The sequence below is a fragment of the Albimonas donghaensis genome, from assembly GCF_900106695.1.
In the GTDB taxonomy this organism is placed as follows: Bacteria; Pseudomonadota; Alphaproteobacteria; order Rhodobacterales; family Rhodobacteraceae; genus Albimonas; species Albimonas donghaensis.
In genome coordinates this window covers 379,364-401,357 of record NZ_FNMZ01000003.1, presented here as the reverse complement: position 1 = coordinate 401,357, position 21,994 = coordinate 379,364, and the positions used below count along the sequence as shown (strand labels likewise).

Here is a 21,994-nt window from a genome sequence, read left to right as displayed (position 1 = left end):
CTTCAGCCCAGAGTGACGAAGACCGGGGCGTGATCCGAAGGTTTCTCCCAGCCCCGGGCGTCCTTCAGGATCCGGGCGCCATGGGTGGGAAGGTCGGGCGTGGTCCAGACATGATCGAGCCGCCGGCCCTTGTCCGCCGCCGCCCAGTCCTTCGCCCGATACGACCACCAGGAATAGAGCTTGCCTTCGGGCGCATGCTTGCGCACCGCGTCGACCCAGCCCCCCGCGGTCTGGGCGGCGGTCAGCTTCTCGATCTCCACCGGCGTGTGGCTGACGATCTTGAGAAGCTGCTTGTGGGACCAGACATCGTCCTCGCCCGGCGCGATGTTGAGATCGCCGACCAGCACCGCCGGCCCGCTCTGATCCCGGTAGATCGCCGCCATTTCATCCACGAAATCAAGCTTGTGGCCGAATTTCGGGTTCACCTCCCGATCCGGCTCGTCCCCGCCTGCAGGGACGTAGAGATTGTGGATCATCGTGCCGTCGGCCAGCCGCGCGGAGACATGCCGCGCATCGCCCTTGCCGCAGAAATCATGTCGGCCGGCATCCTCCAGCGGGATCCGCGACAGGATCGCCACGCCGTTGTAGCCCTTGTCGCCGCGGACCGCGAGATGGGTGTAGCCGATCTCCGCGAAGGTCTCGGCGGGGAATTTCTCCGCCGGGCACTTGGTCTCCTGCAGGCAGAGCACGTCGGGCGCCTCGGTCTCCAGCAGGTGGCGCACGATGGGCGCGCGCAGGCGGACCGAGTTGATGTTCCAGGTGCAGATGGTGAACGGCATGGGGCAGGCTCCGGCGGCGGGATCTGGGCGCGGGGCGCACCATGCGCGGGCGCGCGCGCGGGGACAAGCCCAGGGCGGACCGCTTCGCCGCGGCGCCGGCGCGGCGCCCGGCATGGCGCGCAGCGACCCCTTGGAACCCAAAGCGCCCGGCGGGAGGGGACCGCCGGGCGCCACCTTGGTCCGAGCGCGCGCGCCGCGAGGGGTTGCGGCGCAGCGGCGCTCCAAGGTTGAGTCATATCTGGGGAGCCGCACGCGCCATTCAAGCGGCGCCGGCCCGCGGGTTACACGACCAGACGGTAACCTCCCGATTCCGTGACCAGCAGCCGGGCCTCGGAGGGGTTGGGCTCGATCTTCTGGCGCAGCCGGTAGATATGCGTCTCCAGCGTGTGGGTGGTGACGCCGGCGTTGTAGCCCCAGACCTCGTGCAGCAGCACGTCGCGCGCCACCACCGCATCGTTGGCGCGGTAGAGGAACTTGAGAATGTTGGTCTCTTTCTCGGTCAGGCGGATCTTCTTCTCCGCCTCGTCCAGCAGCATCTTCATCGCCGGCTTGAACGTGTAGGGGCCGATGGCGAAGACCGCGTCCTCCGACTGCTCATGCTGGCGAAGCTGGGCGCGGATGCGGGCCAGAAGCACCGGGAACTTGAAGGGCTTGGCGATGTAGTCGTTGGCCCCGGCGTCGAGCCCCAGGATCGTGTCGCTGTCCGAGGTGTGCCCGGTCAGCATGATCACCGGGCATTTCACGCCCTGCTTGCGCATCAGCCGGCAGACCTCACGCCCGTCCATGTCGGGCAGGCCCACGTCGAGGATCACCAGGTCATGCGCCGCGCCGCGGGATTTCTCCAGCCCCGCGCCGCCGGTCTCGGCCTCGAACACGTCGTAGTCTTCGGTCAGCACCAACTGATCGGCCAGCGCGTCGCGCAGGTCCGGATCATCGTCAACCAGCAGGATTTTCTTCAGCGCGGCCATGTCGTTCGGCTCTCCCCGGCTCTTGATTGCGTCGGTCAATGTGATCTGGCGTGAGCCGCCCCCGCGCGCGAGGTTTCATGTCGAAGTTTCACGGAGACGTGGCCGGAGGCCGGGCTTTGTTTCACTCAGCCGGGGTTGGCGCTATATGCAGGGGGCTTGATCGAGAGGCCCCCGCGGCCTTTCCCCGGGACCGGAGGGCGCGATGGGTCTGAAGCTGAGCATCTGGGAACAGGCCGCGCGGGCGCGGGCCGACCTGCGCCTCGGCGCCGTCGTGGTGCTGGTGCGAGGCGGCGCGGGCGTCCTGGCGGCGGGGGCGGAGACGCTGCCGGCCGAGCGGCTCGATGACCTGCGCGAGGCCGGGCCCGTGGATCTGGCCGTGACGGCGCGGCGGGCGACCACGCTGAAGGCGCGGGCCTATGACGGCGACATCGCGCGGATCGCGGTGGATGCGGATTACGACCTGGCGCGGATCCGGGCGACCGCGGACCCGGCGCGCGACCTTTCCGACCCGATGAAGGGCCCGTTTCACACGCGGCGCGAGGGCGACGCCGGTCTGCACCGCGCCGCCGTTCGGCTGGCCAAGCAGGCCCAGCTTCTGCCCGCCGCGCTGGTCGCGACCCTGCCCTCGCGCAAGGCGGCCGAGGCCGTGGCCCGCGAGCACGGCCTGTCCCTGATCGACGCGGACGCGCTGCTGGCGGCGGAGGTCAACGCCATCGGCATGCGCCCGATCTCCGCCGCGCGGGTTCCGATGGAGGTGTCGGAGCGCGGGCGCGTGCATGTCTTCCGCCCCGAGGACGGCTCGGAGGAGCACTACGCCATCGAGATCGGCGCCCCGGACCGCGCCAAACCCGTGCTGACCCGGCTGCATTCGGCCTGTTTCACCGGGGATGTTCTGGGCTCTCTCAAATGCGATTGCGGCCCGCAGCTGCGCGCCGCCATGAAAGCCATGGCGGACGAGGGCGCGGGGGTGCTGCTTTACCTGAATCAGGAGGGGCGGGGGATCGGGCTGGCCAACAAGATGCGGGCCTATTCGTTGCAGGATCAGGGATTCGATACGGTCGAGGCCAACCACCGGCTGGGATTCGAGGATGACGAGCGCGATTTCCGCATCGGCGGGACGATTCTCCGTCGGCTCGGCTATCGCGCGGTGCGGCTGCTGACCAACAATCCCCGCAAGGTGGGGATGATGGGCAATGCCGGGCTGCGGGTGATCGAGCGGGTGCCGCTGCAAGTGGGCGAGACTCCGCAGAACGCGCATTACCTGGCCACCAAGGCGGCGAAGAGCGGGCATCTTCTGTGACTGATTCGCGTCTCGGCGTGGCGGCGGGGACACGATCTGACGACATGATTGTCCGCAACCGCGCCGCCTTCTACCTCGGACGCCGGTTTCCCTGCGTGATCGGGCGCGGCGGGCTGGTGGCGGACAAGCGCGAGGGCGATGGCGGGACCCCCACCGGCCCCTTGCGGCTGGCGGCGCTGCGCTGGCGGGCGGATCGCGGGACGCGACCCGCCGGACAACTGCCCGCGAAACCCATCGGCCCCCATGACCTTTGGTCGGACGACCCCGCCGATCCGCGCTACAACCACGAGATCCGCGACGCGCGCGGCTATTCGCATGAGCGGATGCGGCGGCGGGATCGTCTCTATGATCTGGTGGCGATCACCGACCACAACTGGCCGGACGCGAATCCGGGCCGGGGCTCGGCGATCTTCGTGCATTGCTGGCGGGCGCCGGGACGGCCGACCGAGGGCTGCGTGGCCTTCGACCCCCTGCATCTGCGCTGGATTCTCGCCCATTGGCGGCCCTGGGGACGGATCATCGTCCGCCCCTGAGCCTCAGTCGTAGGCGCGCTCGCCGAAAATGGCGGAGCCGACGCGGACATGGGTGGCTCCGAACTCCACCGCCGTCTCGAAATCCGAGCTCATGCCCATCGACAGCCCGGTCAGCCCGTTGCGCTCCGCCAGTTTGCGGAGCAGGGCGAAATGCAGGGCCGGGGCTTCGTCCACCGGGGGGATGCACATCAGCCCCTCGACCGTCAGGCCCATCGGCCCGCGGCATTCGGCGAGGAAGGCGTCCAGGTCGGCGGGGGCGATTCCGGCCTTCTGCGGCTCCTCCCCCGTGTTGACCTGCACGAACAGGCGGGGCGAGCGGCCGGCGGTCTGCACGGCGTCGGCGATCTTGCGGGCGAGTCTCGGGCGATCGACGGACTGGATCACGTCGAAGAGCTCCATCGCCTTGTTGAGCTTGTTGGTCTGCAGCGGCCCGATCAGGTGCAATTCCAGGTCGGGCATGGCGGCGCGTCGGTCGGTCCAACGGCCCTCGGCCTCCTGCACCCGGTTTTCCCCGAAGATCCGCTGGCCGGCGTCGAGCACGGCCTGCACCCGATCCTCGGGCTGCACCTTGGAGACGGCCACCAGGGTGACGTCCGCGGGATCGCGGCCGGCCTTGCGGGCGGCGTCGCTGAGTCGGGTCTGGATATCGGTCAGGCTCATGCCCAACGGAATCGCAGGAGCCGGGGCGGATCGCAAGGCCCACGGCGCGGCGCCGCACGGAAAGCGGCCCCCCAAACGAAAAGGGAGCGGGCCAAGGCCCGCTCCCCATCACATCCGACTGATCGAAAGATCAGAAGCCAACCTGGAGGATGGTGTAGATGTTGTAGCCGTCGGTGGCGCCGTTGTCGCCATACATGGCGGCGACGTGGCCGGTCACACCCGGGGCCAGGGCGTAGGAGACCCAGCCGGCGAAGGTGTCGATGTCCGAAGCGGCGGTGTCGGAGAAGGCGTAGCCACCACCGAAGGTCCAGGGACCGGTGCGGTAGCGGAAGCCGATCGCGACGTCGTCGGAGGACGTGGCTTCGTTGTTCTCGTAGTGCACGCCGCCGGTGAAGCCGGCATAGCCCAGCTCGGCGCCCAGCGACCAGACGTCGATGTCCTGACCGCCCGAACCGGTGGTCGCATCGCCGAAGGTGTAGTCACCGCCCAGCGCGACGCCGAAGCCCGAGAACTCGCCCGAGTAGTTGGCGGCCAGCGAGACGACGTTGGAAGCGCCGGCATAGGGACGGTCACCGGTGGTGACGCGCGCGCCGTCGTTGGCGCCGTCATAGCCCGCGTCCGGCGTGAACGACACGGCGGCGGTGAAGCCGGCGATCGTCGGGGTCGCGTACATGATCATGAGGGCGTCGAAGCCGTCATCCGAACCGGCCATCGGCACTTCGCCGAAACCGTCGTAGTAGGCGATGCGGCAGCCGGCGGCGCAGAAGATGCCGACGTCGCCGTAGTTGTCGCCGGCGGTGTCGTTCGAGCCGACGAGGATCTCACCGAAGGAGCCGGACACGGTGGCCCAGTTCTCATCGATCTGGTCGCCGGTGGTGAAGGCCTCGAGCTCGACGCGGCCGGCGAAGGTCAGGCCGTTGTCGGAAGAACCCGAGAACTTGAGGTGCATTTCGCCGTCACGCAGCAGCGCGACTTCGGTGTCGCCGGTGGCGGTCACGTCGGTCAGGCCGGCGCCGAAGAACATGTAACCGCCGACGGAGCCGGTCGGGCGCTCAGCGGCGGACGCGATGCCGGCAGCGGCGCCAGCGACGAGCGCGGTCGTCGCGAAGAGAATCTTCTTCATAGTGTCCCTCGCAGATGGGTTCTTTGTGAGTCGATGTGTTCCCATCCATCGGTTTGTCCGATGAATACGAGACGTTGTGTCGTCCAAAGCGCCCGGCCGGTCAACGCTGATGGTCCCTCCCCCCGATGCGAGCCCTTCGACTTGTAGCAACGGCGCCACAAGCGGTCCCTGCGCCGGGCGCGACCGAACCGCTGTCGCGACCGTCCTGCGCGTCGACGCGGAGCCCGGACCGATGACCGTGCGGGGCCCCCGCGGGGCGGGCGACGCGCGGGTCCCTGCGGCATCGCCGGATCGTCATCCGCGCGGGGGCCCAACCCCTTTGCATCGCTCGGCCTCGGCGGATAGACAGACGCATCGTGCGGTTTGGGCGAAGGAACAGGAGCCTATGCGGCTGATGCGGAACGGACTCGTCTGCCTTGCGGCGGCGGCGGCGCTCGCCGGATGCGGGCTCGATGGCGAAGAGCCGACACCCCTTACCGACCGGGAGGCCGTGCAGTCGGGCTCGCGGTTCGAGACCCCGACCGTGGTCGGCGATCTCTTCGCGACCGGGCGACCCACCGGCCCCGATGGCGAAGGCGGATCGCTGCCGGTCAACAAGTATCTGTGGCGGGCGTCGCTGCAGACCCTGGAATTCCTGCCTCTGGCTTCGACCGATCCGTTCTCGGGCGTGATCGTCACCGACTGGTCGAACTCCGCCCAGACCCCGGACGAGCGCTTCAAGGTCACCGCCTACATCACCGACTACAAGCTGGAGGCCCGGTCGCTGCGCGTCGCGGTCTACCGCGAGGTGAAGAGCGGCGACGGCGCCTGGGCGCCCGCCGACGTGTCCGACGCGACGCCGCGGCGTCTTGAGGACGCGATCCTGACCCGCGCCCGCCAGCTTCGCGTGGCGGAGCTGGAAGCCGACGGTTGAACCGGACGGCCGCGCATCACCCTGCGCGGCCCTCCCCCCGGCCCGCCTGTCCGTCCCGGCCTCATTGAAAAGCCCCGCGCGCCGGCCTAAGACGGCCAGCGACCGCCGTGCGCGTCCGCCGGGTCCCTGACCGGGCCTGTCGGACCAGGCGCCGGCCTAGGCATATGGCCGGCCGCGCGCGCCCTTCGCCCGCGGCCAGGGAACCGGGGACGACGGATGACGCGCTACGACCACCGCGCAGCGGAGCCGAAATGGCGGAAGGCCTGGGACGAGGCGGAGCTGTTCCGCGCCCGAGTCGACCCTGAAAAGCCGAAATACTACGTGCTGGAGATGTTCCCCTATCCGTCGGGGCGCATCCATATCGGGCACGTGCGCAACTACGTCATGGGCGACGTGGTGGCCCGCTACAAGATGGCCCGCGGCTTCAACGTGCTGCATCCGATGGGCTGGGACGCCTTCGGGATGCCCGCCGAAAACGCCGCCATGGAACGCAACGTGCATCCCGGCGACTGGACCTATCAGAACATCGCCGTGATGAAGGAGCAGATGGCGCCGATGGGCCTGTCGCTCGACTGGTCCCGCGAATTCGCCACCTGCGACCCGGAGTATTACGCCCAGCAGCAGGCCCTGTTCCTCGACTTCCTCGAAGCCGGGCTGGTCTACCGCCGCAAGTCGGTGGTGAACTGGGATCCGGTGGACATGACCGTGCTCGCCAACGAGCAGGTGATCGACGGCAAGGGCTGGCGCTCCGGCGCCCAGGTCGAGCGCCGCGAGCTGGTGCAGTGGTTCTTCAAGATCACCGAATTCGCCGATGAGCTGCTGAGCGCCATCGACGGGCTGGAGAAGTGGCCCGACAAGGTCCGCGCCATGCAGCGCAACTGGATCGGACGCTCGGAGGGGCTGCAGTTCTCCTGGAAGACCGCCGGCGCGCCCGAGGGGTTCGAGGCGCTGGAGGTCTACACGACCCGGCCCGACACGCTCTACGGCGCCTCGTTCTGCGCGGTCTCGGCGGATCATCCGCTGGCCGTGAAGCTGGCCGCCTCCGACCCCGAGATCGCCGCCTTCTGCGACGAGTGCCGCCGCACCGGCACCTCGGAGGAGGTGATCCAGACCGCGCCGAAGCTGGGCCGCGACACCGGGATCACCGTCGATCACCCGCTGATCCCCGGCAAGACGCTGCCGGTGTGGATCGCCAATTTCATCCTGATGGACTACGGCACCGGCGCCATCTTCGGCTGCCCGGCGCATGACCAGCGCGACCTTGATTTCGCTCGGAAATACGGGCTGGAAGTGGTCCCCGTCGTGGCCCCCTCGGACGCCGTCGCCGCCAGTTTCGCGGTGGCCGATGAGGCCTATGTGGGCCCGGGCCGGCTGATCAATTCCGACTTCCTCGACGGCATGAGCATCGAGGACGCCAAGGCCGCCGTCGCCGAACGCATGGAGGCCGCCGGCCAGGGCGAGCGCAAGGTGAACTACCGCCTGCGCGACTGGGGCGTCAGCCGCCAGCGCTACTGGGGCTGTCCGATTCCGGTGGTGCATTGCGACGCCTGCGGCACCGTCCCGGAGAAGAAGGAGAATCTCCCGGTCGAGCTGCCCAGGGACGTGGACATCTCCCAGCCCGGAAACCCGCTGGACCGGCACCCGACCTGGAAGCACGTGGCCTGTCCCGTCTGCGCCGCCGATGCGCGGCGGGAGACGGACACCATGGACACGTTCGTGGATTCGTCCTGGTATTTCGCCCGCTTCACCGCGCCCCGCGCGACCACGCCGACGGAACCGGACGACGCCGCCTACTGGATGAATGTGGACCAGTATATCGGCGGGGTGGAGCACGCGATTCTCCACCTGCTCTATTCCCGCTTTTTCGCCCGCGCCATGGCCCGCACCGGCCACCTGCCCGACACCGCGATCGAGCCCTTCGAGGCGCTGTTCACCCAGGGCATGGTCTGCCACGAGACCTACCAGGACGCAGCCGGCAAATGGCTCGCGCCCGAGGAGGTCAAGTCAGCCGAGGGCGGCGGCTGGGTGACGCTGGACGGCGCGCCGGTGACCACCGGACCGTCGATCAAGATGTCCAAGTCCAAGAAGAACGTGGTCGCCCCCGAGGACATCATCGAGAAGTTCGGCGCCGACACCGCGCGCTGGTTCATCATGTCCGACAGCCCTCCGGAGCGGGACGTGGAGTGGACCGCCGCCGGGGCCGAGGCCGCCAACCGCTTTCTCAACCGGGTCTGGCGGCTCTACGCGGAGGCCGATCTGCCCCCCGCCGGGTCCGACGCGCCGGCGGAGATCGCCGATGGCCCCATGGGGCTGCGCAGGGCCGCCCACAGGGCCGTCCGCGACCTGACCGGGGACATCGAGGGCTTCGCCTTCAACAAGGCCATCGCGCGGCTCTACGAGCTTGCGGCGGCCATCTCCCAGGTGAAGGCCGGGGACGCCGGCGCCGGATTCGCCCTGCGCGAGGCGTTCGAGCTGATCGCCCGGCTCATGTCCCCCTTCGTCCCGCATTTCGCGGAGGAGCTCTGGGCCTCGCTGGGTCACGACACGCTGCTGACCGGCGCCGCCTGGCCCGAGCCCGATCCCGCGCTGCTGGAGGACGATCAGGTCCTGATGCCCGTGCAGGTCAACGGCAAGAAACGCGCCGAGATCCGCGTGGCGAAAACCGCCTCCAAGGAGGAGATCGAGGCCCTGGCCCTGGCCGAGGACGGCGTGCGCAAACATCTGGGCGAAAACGGGCCGCGCAAGGTCATCGTGGTGCCCGGGCGGATCGTGAATGTCGTCGCCTGATCCCACCGCCTGCAAGGCCCTTGTCCCCCGCCGGGCGCTTCTGCGCCTGGCGTTGCTGGGCGCGGGGGCGGGGGGGCTCGCGGCCTGCGGGTTCACCCCGGCCCTGCGCGAGGGCGGCGGCGCCACCGCCGTCAACGGCGCCACTGTCTACAACGTGCCCGAGGGCCGGCTGGGCTTCGAGCTTCGCGCCTCCCTGCAAAGCCGCATGGGCAAGGCGGGGGAGGACAGCGTCTACCTGCTGACCGCCGACCTGGTGATGACCCAGACCGGGCTGGTCATCACCCAGGACAGCGACACCACCCGCTACGTGGTCCGCGGACAATCTATCTGGACCCTGGACGGCCCCAGGGACTTCGAGGCGCTCGGCGGGACCGTGGAGGCGATGTCCGCCTATTCCGCGACCGGCTCGGTCTACGCCACCCGCGCCGCCCGTCGCGACACCGAGGCCCGCGTGGCCCGAGAACTGGGCGAACGCATCTGGGTCGAGATCGCCGCCCGTCTCGGCGCCGGCTGAGAGCGCGCGTGCGATGAAAATTCCCAGCGGCCGCATCCGGGGCTTCGCCGCCCGCCCCGACCCGGCCGTGGTGGCGCTGCTTCTGCACGGCCCCGACGCGCTGGAAATAGACGACCTGCGCGTGCGCCTGTCCTCCACGCTGCTCAAGGCGGCCGGAGAGGGCGCGGAGATCACCGCCATGGATCCCGGGGAGGCGCGCCGCGATCCCGCCGCCCTGCGCGACGCCCTGCGCTCCGGCGGGCTGTTCGGCGGGCGGCCCGTCGTGGTCATCGAGGGCGCCGCGGATGGCGCGACCGACGCCGTTTCCAGCGCGATCGAGGGGCTGCAACCCGGCGAAGGCGCCTTGCTGGTCACGGCCGGGCAGCTCAACGCGCGGTCCAAGCTACGGAAATTGTTCGAAGATTCTGGGAATTGCGCGTCTCTCGCGATCTATCCGCAGGAGCTGGACCGCGACGGGCTGAGCGCGATGTTGTCCGAGGCCGGGCTCGACCGCATCTCGGACGGCGGTCGCGACGCCCTGCTGGACCTCGCCGCCTTCCTGGAACCCGCCGAGGTTCGGGGACTGGTCCGGACGCTGGCGCTCTATGCCCTTGACGCTACGTCTCCTTTGGAGGCGGCGGACGTCCTCTCCCTTGCGCCGGAAACGCAGGAGGGCGATGTGGACGGCGTTGTGGAGGCGGTGCTCGCCCGTCGCCCGGACGCTGCGCTGGCCGCCCATGGACGGCTGGCGGCCAAGGGCGCGACCGCGACTTCCGTGGCCCTGGCTCTGGGGCGTCAGTTCCGCCAGTTGCACGCGCTGGCGGCCTCTCCGGACGGCCCGGACGCTGCGGTCGGACGGATGCGGCCGCCGCTCTACGGCCAGCGCCGCGACGCCATGCTGCGCGCGGCCCGCGGTTGGCCGATCCGCCCCTGCGAAGCGGCGCTGTCGATGATCCTGGAAGCCGAACTGGGCCTGCGCTCCTCCGCCCCCGCGCCGGAGCGCGCATCGGTCGAGCGGCTGATCGTCCGGCTGGCGACCCTGAGGCCCTGAGGCCCCGGGTCCCTCAGCGCGAAATCAGCTGGCAGATGGCGTCGAGCTCATCGAGAGTCGCATAGCGGATTCGAAGTTCTCCGCCGTCCTTCTCGCTCTTGTGGTCGATGCGCACCTTCATGCCGAGATTGGCCGAAAGGTCCATCTCCAGCGCCTTGGTATCCGCATCCTTGCCCGCCCCGCCCGAGGGACGCGCCGGTCCCTCCGGCTTGGCGCGCCGGGCCAGCGCCTCGGTTTCCCGCACCGAGAGATTGCGGGCGATCACCTGCTCGGCCAGCGCCACCGGGTTCTCCGCCGTCACCAGCGCACGCGCATGACCGGCGGAGATCCGCCCCTCGTCCAGGTAGCCCAGCACCGTCTCCGGCAGGGTCAACAGCCGCAGGGCGTTGGCGATATGCGGACGGCTCTTGCCCACGATGCTCGCCAACTTTTCCTGCGTATGCCCGAAATCCTGCATCAAGCGGGAGTAGCCGCGGGCCTCCTCAACCGGAGTGAGATCGGCCCGCTGGACGTTCTCGATGATCGCGACTTCCAGAACCGTCTGGTCGTCGAGATCGCGCACCACCGCCGGCACTTCATGCAACTGTGCACGCTGCGCAGCCCGCCAGCGCCGTTCGCCGGCGACGATCTGGTAGCCCTCGCCGGACGGGTCGGGGCGCAGAACCAGCGGCTGGATCACCCCGCGCTCGCGGATCGAGGCCGCCAGCTCGTCGATCTCGTCATCCGAGAAGCGACGGCGCGGCTGGTCCGGGTTCGGCTTGATCAGGTCGATGGCGATGGCATCGGCCTCGGGACTGGCCAGCCCCTCCTCCGGCTCGGATTCCCCGATCAGCGCCGACAGTCCCCGGCCAAGCCCTTTACCCTGCGGTCGCTTCACGGTTTTTCCTTTGTTTTCAACGTCATCATCACGCCGCCGAGCGGGTTCCACGCTCCAGCAACTCCCGCGCCAGGGCGCGATAGGCCAGGCTTCCGGTCGACGTCGGGTCGTAAACCGTCGCCGGCACGGCGTAGGACGGGGCTTCGGACAGGCGCACGTTCCGCGGAATCACGGTCCGATACACCACATCGCCGAGATTGGCCCTGACATCGTTGGCCACCAGTTCCGACAGGTTGTTGCGGCGGTCGTACATGGTGAGGATCACGCCCTCCACCGTCAGCGCCGGGTTCAATCCGCGCCGGATCTCCTTCACCGTGGTCAGGAGCTGGCTCAGCCCCTCCATGGCGAAGAACTCGCATTGCAGCGGCACCAGAACCGCGTCCGCAGCCGCCATGGCGTTGACCGTCAGAAGGCTCAGCGACGGGGGGCAATCGATGACGATATAGTCCCAGGCGGCGAGCAATTCAGGTTCCCGCAATGACTTCTGCAACCGCCGCGCGCGCCCCGCATCGCTCACCAGTTCCACATCGGCGGAGCTGAGATCGCCCTTGGCCGGGATCACCGACAGGTTCTCCACCGTCGTCGGCTGCACCAAGGACGAGGCCGTCGCCTCCTTGACCAGAAGATCGTAGGAGTTCCGCACACGGCGGGAATGCGGGATGCCCAGCCCCGTCGAGGCGTTCCCCTGGGGGTCGAGATCGACGATCAGCACCCGCTTTCCGGATTCCACCAGCGCGGCGGCGAGATTGATCGCCGTAGTGGTCTTACCGACCCCGCCCTTCTGATTGACGATGGCCAGGATACGGCGAGTAGCGCCGTCACGCGCGTTCGAGAGGCCCACGCCGAAACTCCAGTATTTCCAGGATGACCGCATTCGGGTCGGTGGCGCTCGGATGCGCTCTGTGCCGAATATGCCAGTCCCTAGCGGCGGAGGTCAATTCGGACGCGGCGTCCGCCCCCTTGGGAAACAGCGCGATGGTGTCCGGTCCGGCCAATGGCGCGGCCAGTTCCAGCAACTTGGGCAGCGCAGCCAGGGCCCGCGCCGAGATTATGTCGCGGGCGCCAGGGGTCAGCGTTTCGATCCGCCGGGGCAGAACCGTCGTCCGAATGCCCATTTCACGTGAAGCCGTCGCGAGAAAGGCGCATTTCCGTTGGTCCGATTCGACCAGCGTAAGCTCCAGATCCGGGTTGAACTGCGCGGCAAGCGCGCCGATCACCAGGCCGGGAAAACCTCCGCCGGAGCCGAGATCGATCCAGGTCCGGGCGGATGCCGGCGCAAGGCCGTAAATCTGCGCGGAATCCGCGATATGACGGGTCCAGACATGGGCCAGCGTCGAATTCGAGACCAGATTGATCTTCGGATTCCACTTGGCGAGCAGGGCGGCCAGCAACTCCAGCCGTTCCCGTGTTTCACGTGAAACACCGAGGCCCTCGAGAATCGCCTCGGCACTCATCGCGACGCAGCCTGAAGCGCCGACGCGCGGCGGGCGTGGATCAGAAGCAGGGTCAATGCCGCCGGGGTCATGCCCTCTATATTGCCAGCTTGAGCCAGCGTCTCCGGCCGGGCTCGGTTCAATTTGTCCTGCAGTTCACGCGAAAGACCGGAAATTTCGTCGAATCTCAGGCCCGGCGGCAACGGATGCGCCGCGTCCCGCCGCAGCGCCAACACATCCGCCTCCTGCCTTTCCGAATACTGCGCATAACGCGCCTCGATCTCAAGCTGGCGCGCGATGGTGGGATCGAGTGCGGCCAGGTCCGGCCAGATCTCCGCCAACCGCGCGAAGCTGGCGCCCTCATGGGCCAGAAGCTGCGCCACATCGCGGCGCTGGCCATCCAGCGAAACCACGATCCCCTGAGCCCGCGCCTCCTGCGGGGTCAATGTATGCGCTTCGGCGAGCGACCTGGCCTGGGCCAAAGCCTCCATCTTTCCGGTGAACGCCTCAGCCCGCGCATCGCCGACGCAGCCCAGCTCCATCCCCCGCGGCGTCAGCCTCTGGTCGGCATTGTCGGCGCGCAGGGTCAACCGATACTCGGCCCGCGACGTGAACATGCGATAGGGTTCGGCCACGCCGCGGGTCACGAGGTCATCGATCATCACGCCAAGATAGCCCTCGGCCCGATCAAACGTCTCCGGCGCTCGGTCCTGGGCGGCAAGCGCCGCATTGATCCCCGCGACGAGGCCCTGCGCTCCCGCTTCTTCATACCCGGTGGTCCCGTTGATCTGCCCGGCCAACCACAATCCGGGGACATCCTTCGTGGCCAGCGTCGCGGTCAGCGCTCGCGGATCAACGTAATCATACTCGATGGCATATCCCGGCTGCAGGATCGTGGCGGCCTCCAGCCCGGGGATAGAGGCGACGTATTCGCGCTGCACCTCCTCGGGAAGCGAGGTGGAGATCCCGTTGGGATAGATCGTGTGATCGCCAAGCCCTTCAGGTTCCAGAAAGATCTGATGCGAGGACTTGTCGGCGAAACGCACCACCTTGTCTTCGATCGACGGGCAATAGCGTGGTCCGATCCCGTCGATATGCCCGCCATACATGGCGGAGCGCGAAAGATTGGCGCTGATGATCTCGTGGGTCCGCTGAGTGGTTCGCGTGATGTGGCAGGGAACCTGCCGGGGCAGAGGGCCTCCGGGCAGAAAGGAGAAACGCTCCGGCGTCTCGTCCCCCGGCTGTTCCTCCAGGCTCGCCCAGTCGATGGTTCTTCCATCGAGGCGCGGCGGGGTGCCCGTTTTCAGACGGCCGAGGGGCAGGGCGAAATCGTCGATGCGCTGCGCCAGACGAACGGAGGCCTTGTCTCCCATCCGCCCCGCTTCGATCCGACGGTCCCCGATGTGTATGACACCCCGCAGGAACGTCCCCGTGGTCAGCACTACGGCACGGGCTGTCAGGCGCATGCCATCCGCCAGCGCGACGCCTGCCACCCGGTCGCCGTCCATCACCAGGTCAACCGCCTCGCCGGCGATCAAGCTCAGGCCGGCCGCTGCCTCAAGGAACTTTCGGACGGCGGTTCGATACAGTCGCCGGTCGCATTGCGCCCGCGGGCCCTGCACCGCGGGCCCTTTGCGGCGATTGAGCAGGCGGAACTGGATGCCCGCGGCATCGGCCGCACGCGCCATAACGCCATCCAACGCATCGATTTCCCGGACAAGATGGCCCTTGCCCAGTCCGCCGATGGCCGGATTGCAGGACATTTCGCCCAATCGTGCCAGATCATGCGTAACCAGCGCCGCCGCAGCGCCCATCCGGGCGGCGGCGTCGGCCGCCTCGGTTCCCGCGTGACCGCCGCCGATCACAATGACATCGAAGTCGTGTTTCACGTGAAACATGGGTCCCTGACCCGAACCTGGCGCCTTGCGCGCCGATGCTGGACGCCCGGATTCACTTGCCGAGGCAGAACTCCGCGAAGATATCGTCCAGAACCCGCTCCGCATCAACCCGCCCGAGCAGCGTCTCCAGCATAGCTGAGGCCAGCCGAAGTTCCTCCGCGGCGAGATCCAGCAAGGCTTCGCCGCGCCCCAACCATAGCGTAGCGCGGTCGAGATGGGCCAGCCCCGCCTCCAGCGCCTTCCGATGACGCGCGCGCACCACCGCCGAAGCGCCCGCCGCCCGGGATTCCAGCTCCGACGCGATCCGATCGATCAAGCGGTCGAGCCCCTCCCCAGTGCGCGCGGACACGGGAATCGCCCCTTCAGGCCCGTCTCCCACGTCCGCCATGCTCCCGAGCCAAAGGTCGCCCTCTCGCAGCCAGGCCTCAGGCGGCGCGATCCCGGCCGAGCCCGGCGCCTGAAGCCAGATCCGCAGATCCGCGGCATCGGCACGTTCCCGCGCGCGGGCGACGCCGATCGCCTCGATATCATCCGCCGTCTCACGCAATCCCGCGGTATCCAGCAGCGTGACCGGAAGCCCGCGGAGGTCCATCTGCACCTCGATCACGTCCCGCGTGGTTCCCGCGGTCGCCGAGGTGATCGCCGCCTCACGCCGGGCCAACGCATTGAGCAGGGTGGATTTTCCGGCATTCGGCGCGCCGACCAGAGCGACCTCGAACCCTTCGCGCACCCGCTCCGCCGCCGCGGCGCCGGCCAGAGCCAACCGCATGGCGGTGGCGGTCTGGTCGATCAGGGCGGAGACCTCCGGTCCGACATCTTCCGGCACTTCTTCGTCAGCGAAGTCCATCACCGCTTCGACCAGCGCCCTCGCCCGGATCAAGGACGTCCGCCATGCCGCGGCCTGGTCCCCCAGCGCGCCCCGCATGGCGCGAAGCGCCTGGCGACGCTGACCCTCGGTCTCGGCGTTCACCAGATCGGCGAGGCCCTCGGCCTCCAGCAGATCCAGACGTCCGTTCTCCAGCGCCCGACGCGTGAACTCACCGGGTTCGGCCAGTCTCAGCCCAGGACAGGACGCCAGCGCATCCAGAACCGCGGCCAGCACGGCTCTTCCGCCATGACATTGAATTTCAAAGGAGTTTTCGCCGGTAAAGCTGGCGCCCGCCTCGAAGCGGATGACCAGCGCCCGGTCGATGGGATCGCCCTCAGGCCCGCGGAGGATGCGCAGGACGGCGCGCCGTGCCTCGGGAATCGCCCCGCAGAGCCGCGCCAGCGCCGCATCGGCGCCGGGACCGGATACCCGGATGATGGAAACCGCCGCGCGTCCTCGCGCCGTTGCCGGCGCGAAGATGGTGTCGCGGGTCTCCATCCTCCGGGCCTCCGGAGATCAGGTGTTCATGGAGTCGAAGAACTCGCCATTGGTCTTGGTCTGCTTGAGCTTGCCCAGCAGGAACTCGATGGCATCGGACGGACCCATCGGGTTGAGGATCCGGCGCAGCACGAAGATCTTCGCCAGCTCGGACTTGTCGACCAGCAGGTCCTCTTTCCGGGTGCCGGACTTGAGGATGTCGATCGCAGGATAGACGCGCTTGTCGGAGACCTTGCGGTCCAGCACGATCTCCGAGTTGCCGGTGCCCTTGAACTCCTCGAAGATCACCTCGTCCATGCGCGACCCGGTGTCGATCAGCGCGGTGGCGATGATGGTCAGCGAGCCGCCTTCCTCGATGTTGCGCGCCGCGCCGAAGAAGCGCTTGGGGCGCTGCAGGGCGTTGGCGTCGACACCGCCGGTCAGCACCTTGCCCGACGAAGGGACCACGGTGTTGTAAGCGCGGCCGAGACGGGTGATCGAGTCCAGCAGGATCACCACGTCGCGCCCATGCTCGGTCAGGCGCTTGGCCTTCTCGATCACCATTTCCGAAACCGCCACATGCCGCGTCGCCGGTTCGTCGAAGGTCGAGGCCACGACCTCCCCCTGAACCGAACGCTGCATGTCCGTGACTTCCTCCGGCCGCTCGTCGATGAGCAGCACGATCAGGTAGACCTCGGGGTGGTTCTTCTCGATCGAGTTCGCAATGTTCTGCAAAATCACCGTCTTACCGGTGCGCGGCGGGGCCACGATCAGGCAGCGCTGGCCCTTGCCGATCGGCGACACCAGGTCGATGACCCGCGCCGTCTTGTCCTTGATCGTCGGATCCTCGATCTCCAGCCGCAACCGCTGATCGGGATAAAGCGGCGTGAGATTGTCGAAATGGACCTTGTGGCGCGCATTCTCCGGATCGTCGAAGTTCAGCTGGTTCAGCTTCACCAGGGCGAAATAGCGCTCGCCCTCCTTCGGAGCGCGGATCAGGCCATCAACCGTGTCGCCGGTGCGCAGCGCGAAGCGCCGGATCTGCTGGGGCGCCACATAGATGTCGTCGGGGCCGGGCAGGTAGTTCGCCTCGGGCGAACGCAGAAAGCCGAACCCGTCCTGGAGAACCTCAAGCACGCCGCCGCCCGAGATCTCCACGTCGCGGTCCGCCAGTTCCTTGAGAATGGCGAACATCATGTCCTGGCGGCGCAGGGCCGAGGCGCCCTCGACCTCCAGCTCTTCCGCGAAGGTCAGCAATGCGGTAGGCGACTTCGCCTTCAGCTCGGAGAGCTTGAGTTCCTGAATATCCATCTGGCGCCTGTGTGAGCCCGCGAGAGGAATCTGAGCGTTGCGTCGCGGGAATAGGGGGGGAGCCGCGCGCGCAGAGAGATGTGGCGCGCGCTGTTGGGGGGCACATATGCGCAGAAGAGGGCCCGAGTCAAACAAGACTCGTCCCAAATCCGCGTCCACCCCCGAATATCCCTGTGAACAGAGGCGAAAGCGCCGATCAGAACGGCTGCACGATCACAAGGATCACGATGCCGACCATCAGCAGGGCCGGTATTTCGTTGATCATGCGATAGAAGCGGCCGCTGCGCCGGTTCGCATCCTCGGCGAAATCGCGGCGGAACCGCGCGCAGGCCATGTGATAGCCGGTCATCAGCACCACCAGCAGCAGTTTCGCATGCAGCCAGGGGGAATTCGCCAGGAATCCGGGTCCGAGCGACACGAGCGTCAGCAAGCCGAACGTCCAGGATGAGATCATCGCCGGATTCATGATGCCGCGCAGCAACTTGCGCTCCATCACCTTGAAGGTTTCGGACAGCTCGGAGCCCGGCGCGCCGCGCTCCGCATGATAGACGAAAAGGCGCGGCAGGTAGAGCAGCGCCGCCATCCAGGCGATCACCGACATCACGTGGATCGCCTTGAACCAGGGATACCAGGCCAGCAGGTCCATTTCCGCCCCCTCAGCCGCGCACGGCGCGCAACAGCCGCTCGACATTCGCGGGATCGGCGTCCGGCGTGATCCCGTGGCCGAGATTGAACACGAACGGACCATCGCCCAGCGTCTCGCAGATGGTCTTCGCGGCGCGGTCCAGTTTCTCGCCGCCCTCGACCATCAGCATCGGATCGAGGTTGCCCTGAACGCAGATCTTCGGTTGCAGCCGCTCGCGCGCCCAATCCAGGGGCACGTGCTGGTCGAGCCCGACGCAATCCGCGCCGCTTTCGGCGACGAAACGCTCATAGGCGCCCCCGGCGCCGCGCGGAAATGCGATCACCGGGAGATTTGGATAACGGGATTTCAACTCCGAGATGATCCGACGGTTGGGTTCCAGGCACACCGGCCCGAAATCCGGCGCGCTCAGCGAGCCCGCCCAGCTGTCGAACAGCTTCACGACCTCCGCGCCCGCTTCGACCTGGCGCGACAGATATTCGATGGTCGCGTCGGTGATCTTGTCCAGCAGGGCGAAGAACACCTCGGGCTGCTGCATCAGCAGGCGACGCGCGGGTTCCTGGCTCGGGGTCCCGCGCCCGGCGATCATGTAGGTCGCCACGGTCCAGGGCGCGCCTGCGAAGCCGATCAGGGTCACGTCGGAGGGGAGCGCCGTCGAAAGACGACTGACCGTCTCATAGACCGGCGAGAGCGTGTCATGGATCGCATCGACGGGGCCCAGGCGCGCGAGATCCTCAGGACTGGTCACGGTGGACAGCCGCGGCCCCTCTCCCTGCACGAAGGTCACGTCGGCCCCCAGCGCCTGGGGCACCAGCAGGATGTCCGCGAAGAGGATCGCCGCATCGAAGCCGAAGCGCTGGATCGGTTGCAGCGTCACCTCGGTCGCGAGTTCGGGATTGTAGCAAAGATCGAGGAACGATCCGGCTTTCTCGCGTGTCGCCCGATACTCGGGCAGGTAGCGGCCGGCCTGGCGCATGAGCCAGACGGGAGGGGTTGGCAGCGCCTCGCCCGCCAGGGCCCGGAGCAGCGGTTTCGCGTTCGGGGTCATGGCGTTCCTTCGGCTGGGGATTTCTTTGATAAGTGGTAGTAGTGTGTAGGGGCGTGGATAACGGTGATCCCCGCTCGCGGGGGAGAAATCCACAACTTAGTCCACGGGTGTCAACAGGCTCATTCGACCCGTTTTCCCTGTGCACATATGATTGTGGAAAAATCGGGCAAAATTCTCCAAGCAAAATCAGTGGCTTGCAGATGGCTCTTCGCGCATCGCTTTCGCTATCCCCGTTATCCTCATAATCTTTCCACGGACGGCGAAAGTTATCCACAGGTGCCGAGGGTCGGGCTGGGGATTCCCCTCACAGGTGGATGGAAAGGGGCTCCGTCCACAGGGTCCCTGAGGCGCCCCGGCCACATACCTGAATCCGACCGGGTTATCCCCGCTATTGGCACTTATCCCCGGCCTCGGGCTTTGACAGATTGAGCGCGAACCAAACGCAAAGCTTTAGGGGAGGCGCCGCCCGCCGTGACCGGCCGGACGGAACGACATGTCCTGCATCTTCTCTCGGATTCCACGGGAGAGACCGTATCGGCGGCAGCCGGCGCCGTGATCAGCCAGTTCGACGGACTGGAGCTGACGCGCCGGGTGCATGTGTTCACCCGCACGCGACGCGATGTGGACGCCGCCCTGCAGAAAATCTCGGATGAACCGGGGCTGGTCGTCTACACCCTTCTGGACGAGAGCCTCGCCGCGCGGCTGCGCGATGGCTGCGAGCAGCTCGGCGTGCCGATGGTCGCGCTCCTGAAACCCTTTTTCGACGCGATGTCCGAGCAGTTCGGCGTCACCCGCGGCCGCCGGCGGCCCGGCAAGCAGCATGACGTCAACGGCGGCTATTTCGACCGGGTCGCGGCCATCGACTACGCCATGGCCCATGATGACGGCGCGACGCCGGAGCGGCTGCGCAAGGCGGACGTGATCCTCGTGGGCGTGTCGCGGACGTCGAAGACGCCCACCTGCCTCTATCTCGCGGTGCGCGGGATCATGGCGGCCAATGTGCCGCTGGTGCCTGGCCGCTCCATGCCCCCGGCGCTGGAAGAGGCCATCGCCGCGGGCATTCCCGCGGTCGGGCTCATCGCCTCGCCGTCCCGGCTGGTGCAGATCCGCGGTCAGCGGCTGGAGGTCATCGGCGCCTCGCCCCATATGCGCGGGGCGGACTACGCCGATCCCGAGCGCGTGCGCGAGGAAGTCGCCCAGGCCCGCCTGACCTTCGACCGGCTGGGCCTGCCGGTGATCGACGTCACCCGCCGTTCGATCGAAGAGACCGCCGCCGCCATCATGGCCGTGCTGCGTGAAAAGGAAGGGGAGGAGCCCGCGCTGTGACCGACCTGCCCCCGCGCTTCGACGCGCCCGGATTCGCGCCGGCCGAAGCGCCCGCCCCTGACGATGGCGGGCCGCTGGTGCTGGCCTCCGCCTCACCGGCCCGCGCCGCCCTGCTGCGCGCGGCGGGGGTGGAGATCGAGGTCATGCCCGCCCGTGTCGACGAGGAGGCCGTGAAGGACGCGATGCGCGCCGAATCCGCGCCGCCGCGCGACATCGCCGACACGCTCGCCGAGCTGAAGGCCAACCGCGTCTCCGCCCGCCTGCCCGGGAAACTGGTGCTGGGCTGCGACCAGGTGCTGAGCTGCGAGGGCCGGGTTTTCGACAAGCCCCGCGACGTGGAGGAGGCGCGCGCCCATCTCCGCGCTCTTTCCGGCAAGGCGCACCAGTTGCTGTCGGCGGCGGTGATCTCGCTCGACGCCCGCCCGGTCTGGCGGCATGTCGGATCCGCGCGCCTTACCATGCGGCCCCTGTCGGAACGATTTCTGGATGACTATCTTGCGCGGCTGGGCGATACCGTGACCGGAACCGTCGGCGGCTATCACCTGGAAGGGCTCGGCGCGCAGCTTTTCTCACGCGTCGACGGCGACCACTTCACCGTACTGGGACTGCCCCTGCTGGAGCTTCTCGGCTTTCTGCGCGCAAGAGGACGATTGGAAGAATGACGAGCCGCAACCGTCTGCCGCTCGCCGGCGTGCTGGGCTGGCCCATCGCGCATACGCGCTCGCCCCGGCTGCATCGCCACTGGCTGGCGCGTCACGGGATCGAGGGCGACTACATCTCGCTGGGCATCGAGCCGCGGGACTTCGAATCCGCCTTCCAGTCCCTGCCGCTGCTGGGATTCCGCGGGGTGAACGTCACGATTCCGCACAAGGAGACGGTGCTGCGCTTCGCCACCAAGGTCTCCGACCGCGCGGCGCTGATCGGGGCGGCCAACACCATCACCTTCCGCGAAGACGGCTCGATCTACGCGGATAACACCGACGGTTACGGATTTCTGGAGAACCTCCGCGCCGGGGCGCCGGGGTGGAAGGGTTCGGACGGGCCGGCGCTGGTGCTGGGCGCCGGCGGGGCGGCCCGCGCGGTGATCTCCGCGCTTCTGTCGGACGGAGCGCCGGAGATCCGGCTGGCCAATCGCACCCGGTCCCGCGCCGACTTCCTGGCCGACCAGTTCGGCGCCAAGGTCCGCACGGTCGACTGGCTGCATGTGGAGGACGCGATGGACGGCGTCGCCACCATCGTCAACACCACCGCGCTGGGCATGACCGGCCAGCAGGCGCTGCCGTTTTCGCTGAAGCGCGCGCCGCGCACGGCCCTGGTCAACGACATCGTCTACGCGCCGCTGATCACTCCCCTGCTGGAAGAGGCCCAGTCCCGGCGCATGCGCTGGGTCGACGGGCTGGGGATGCTTCTGCATCAGGGCCGGCCCGGTTTCGAGGCTTGGTACGGCGTGGCGCCCGAGGTCGACGAAGACCTGCGCGCCGCCATGCTGGCGGATTGAGAGGGACG

21 protein-coding genes are annotated in these 21,994 nt (G+C 68.1%); 9 read left to right on the top strand and 12 right to left on the bottom strand.

Annotation, left to right across the window (positions count from 1 at the left end; all coding sequences use genetic code 11):
• Window positions 1-2 precede the first annotated feature (2 nt).
• Together BLV24_RS11330 and BLV24_RS11325 are read right to left on the bottom strand one after the other, a co-directional pair.
• On the bottom strand, window positions 3-779 hold the full coding sequence (locus tag BLV24_RS11330; RefSeq protein ID WP_092681731.1) for an exodeoxyribonuclease III: 777 nt from the start codon (window positions 777-779) through the stop codon (window positions 3-5).
• A 281-nt stretch (window positions 780-1,060) separates the two neighbouring features.
• Complete coding sequence (locus BLV24_RS11325; RefSeq protein ID WP_092681728.1) at window positions 1,061-1,747, bottom strand: response regulator transcription factor; 687 nt, start codon at window positions 1,745-1,747, stop codon at window positions 1,061-1,063.
• A 202-nt stretch (window positions 1,748-1,949) separates the two neighbouring features.
• Between BLV24_RS11325 and ribA the strand changes: the two genes are divergently transcribed.
• Entirely contained in the window at window positions 1,950-3,047 is a 1,098-nt protein-coding gene (gene ribA, locus BLV24_RS11320; RefSeq protein ID WP_092681726.1) for a GTP cyclohydrolase II, read from the top strand.
• Between the two features lie 44 nt (window positions 3,048-3,091).
• Entirely contained in the window at window positions 3,092-3,580 is a 489-nt protein-coding gene (locus tag BLV24_RS11315) for a L,D-transpeptidase family protein (RefSeq protein ID WP_092681724.1), read from the top strand.
• 3 nt (window positions 3,581-3,583) lie between these two features.
• Here the strand turns inward: BLV24_RS11315 and BLV24_RS11310 are convergent, their stop codons facing one another.
• Complete coding sequence (locus BLV24_RS11310) at window positions 3,584-4,240, bottom strand: YggS family pyridoxal phosphate-dependent enzyme (RefSeq protein ID WP_092681722.1); 657 nt, start codon at window positions 4,238-4,240, stop codon at window positions 3,584-3,586.
• 130 nt (window positions 4,241-4,370) lie between these two features.
• Complete coding sequence (locus BLV24_RS11305; protein WP_176954711.1) at window positions 4,371-5,363, bottom strand: porin; 993 nt, start codon at window positions 5,361-5,363, stop codon at window positions 4,371-4,373.
• 394 nt (window positions 5,364-5,757) lie between these two features.
• Here BLV24_RS11305 and BLV24_RS21970 point away from each other — a divergent pair, with 394 nt between their 5' ends.
• The 4 genes from BLV24_RS21970 to holA all read left to right on the top strand — a co-directional run bounded on the left by BLV24_RS21970 (window position 5,758) and on the right by holA (window position 10,607).
• A complete protein-coding gene (locus tag BLV24_RS21970; RefSeq protein WP_176954710.1) occupies window positions 5,758-6,276 on the top strand; it encodes a DUF3576 domain-containing protein in 519 nt (172 codons plus the stop codon).
• A 216-nt stretch (window positions 6,277-6,492) separates the two neighbouring features.
• Window positions 6,493-9,063 carry a leucine--tRNA ligase gene (gene leuS / locus BLV24_RS11295; protein ID WP_092681716.1) on the top strand — a complete coding sequence of 857 codons (2,571 nt, stop codon included), beginning with the start codon at window positions 6,493-6,495 and terminating at the stop codon, window positions 9,061-9,063.
• On the top strand, window positions 9,050-9,577 hold the full coding sequence (locus tag BLV24_RS11290) for a hypothetical protein (RefSeq protein ID WP_092681714.1): 528 nt from the start codon (window positions 9,050-9,052) through the stop codon (window positions 9,575-9,577). Before leuS ends, BLV24_RS11290 begins: the two co-directional genes overlap by 14 nt.
• 13 nt (window positions 9,578-9,590) lie before the next feature.
• A complete protein-coding gene (gene holA, locus BLV24_RS11285; protein WP_092681712.1) occupies window positions 9,591-10,607 on the top strand; it encodes a DNA polymerase III subunit delta in 1,017 nt (338 codons plus the stop codon).
• A gap of 13 nt (window positions 10,608-10,620) precedes the next feature.
• Here the strand turns inward: holA and BLV24_RS11280 are convergent, their stop codons facing one another.
• The 8 genes from BLV24_RS11280 to hemE form a co-directional block, all read right to left on the bottom strand.
• The gene (locus BLV24_RS11280) at window positions 10,621-11,484 is read right to left on the bottom strand and encodes a ParB/RepB/Spo0J family partition protein (protein WP_092681710.1); all 864 of its coding nucleotides are present in this window, start codon (window positions 11,482-11,484) and stop codon (window positions 10,621-10,623) included.
• A gap of 28 nt (window positions 11,485-11,512) precedes the next feature.
• Entirely contained in the window at window positions 11,513-12,325 is an 813-nt protein-coding gene (locus BLV24_RS11275; RefSeq protein WP_245710515.1) for a ParA family protein, read from the bottom strand.
• Window positions 12,303-12,938 (bottom strand): 16S rRNA (guanine(527)-N(7))-methyltransferase RsmG, encoded by a 636-nt coding sequence (gene rsmG, locus BLV24_RS11270; RefSeq protein ID WP_092681706.1) that lies wholly within the window; start codon window positions 12,936-12,938, stop codon window positions 12,303-12,305. The genes BLV24_RS11275 and rsmG overlap by 23 nt, the downstream gene beginning before the upstream one ends.
• A complete protein-coding gene (gene mnmG, locus BLV24_RS11265) occupies window positions 12,935-14,815 on the bottom strand; it encodes a tRNA uridine-5-carboxymethylaminomethyl(34) synthesis enzyme MnmG (RefSeq protein ID WP_092681704.1) in 1,881 nt (626 codons plus the stop codon). Before mnmG ends, rsmG begins: the two co-directional genes overlap by 4 nt.
• A 52-nt stretch (window positions 14,816-14,867) precedes the next feature.
• Window positions 14,868-16,181: a tRNA uridine-5-carboxymethylaminomethyl(34) synthesis GTPase MnmE gene (gene mnmE, locus BLV24_RS11260; protein WP_092681701.1), complete on the bottom strand. Its 1,314-nt coding sequence runs from the start codon at window positions 16,179-16,181 to the stop codon at window positions 14,868-14,870.
• An 18-nt stretch (window positions 16,182-16,199) separates the two neighbouring features.
• On the bottom strand, window positions 16,200-17,471 hold the full coding sequence (gene rho, locus BLV24_RS11255; protein ID WP_092681699.1) for a transcription termination factor Rho: 1,272 nt from the start codon (window positions 17,469-17,471) through the stop codon (window positions 16,200-16,202).
• Between the two features lie 196 nt (window positions 17,472-17,667).
• A complete protein-coding gene (gene hemJ / locus BLV24_RS11250; RefSeq protein WP_092681697.1) occupies window positions 17,668-18,117 on the bottom strand; it encodes a protoporphyrinogen oxidase HemJ in 450 nt (149 codons plus the stop codon).
• Between the two features lie 10 nt (window positions 18,118-18,127).
• On the bottom strand, window positions 18,128-19,162 hold the full coding sequence (hemE, locus tag BLV24_RS11245) for a uroporphyrinogen decarboxylase (RefSeq protein WP_092681695.1): 1,035 nt from the start codon (window positions 19,160-19,162) through the stop codon (window positions 18,128-18,130).
• A gap of 471 nt (window positions 19,163-19,633) precedes the next feature.
• Here hemE and BLV24_RS11240 point away from each other — a divergent pair, with 471 nt between their 5' ends.
• Genes BLV24_RS11240 through BLV24_RS11230 form a run of 3 tightly spaced genes read left to right on the top strand, consistent with a single transcriptional unit; the run spans window position 19,634 to window position 21,986 of the window.
• Window positions 19,634-20,488, top strand: a complete 855-nt coding sequence (locus BLV24_RS11240; RefSeq protein WP_218133393.1) for a pyruvate, water dikinase regulatory protein — start codon at window positions 19,634-19,636, stop codon at window positions 20,486-20,488.
• Entirely contained in the window at window positions 20,485-21,150 is a 666-nt protein-coding gene (locus tag BLV24_RS11235) for a Maf family nucleotide pyrophosphatase (RefSeq protein WP_342707992.1), read from the top strand. The genes BLV24_RS11240 and BLV24_RS11235 overlap by 4 nt, the downstream gene beginning before the upstream one ends.
• Window positions 21,147-21,986 (top strand): shikimate dehydrogenase, encoded by an 840-nt coding sequence (locus BLV24_RS11230; RefSeq protein ID WP_092681693.1) that lies wholly within the window; start codon window positions 21,147-21,149, stop codon window positions 21,984-21,986. The genes BLV24_RS11235 and BLV24_RS11230 overlap by 4 nt, the downstream gene beginning before the upstream one ends.
• Window positions 21,987-21,994 lie beyond the last annotated feature (8 nt).